This window comes from Sporosarcina koreensis, from assembly GCF_001531445.1.
Classification (GTDB): Bacteria; Bacillota; Bacilli; order Bacillales_A; family Planococcaceae; genus Sporosarcina; species Sporosarcina koreensis_C.
This window is the reverse complement of record NZ_LQYA01000332.1, coordinates 1-243: the sequence shown is the minus strand read 5'-3', so window position 1 is coordinate 243 and position 243 is coordinate 1. Positions and strand designations below refer to the sequence as shown.

1 protein-coding gene is annotated in these 243 nt (G+C 33.3%); it reads right to left on the bottom strand.

Features of this window, described 5'->3' with window-relative positions; all coding sequences use genetic code 11:
- Positions 1–26 precede the first annotated feature (26 nt).
- On the bottom strand, positions 27–243 hold a 217-nt coding region (locus tag AWV70_RS22310), incomplete at its 5' end, for a protein rep (RefSeq protein WP_235588823.1).

Here is a 243-nt window from a genome sequence, read left to right as displayed (position 1 = left end):
AATCTTCAATTTTCATGACCCCTTTATCAATCATTTTTTATATAATAATTTTGCCTGTTCCAGTTCCACATTGCTGTGACTGTAAATCCTTCATCTTCTTTTTCATCATCATTTTCTTCATTCACTTTTACCAAATCGCCATCTTCTGCATCATCTAAATTTAATTCTTTGTGTATTTCCTTCAACAATCCACCGTATGAAATCAGTCGTTTACGGAACAAACCCTCTTCCAAATCCTTAACG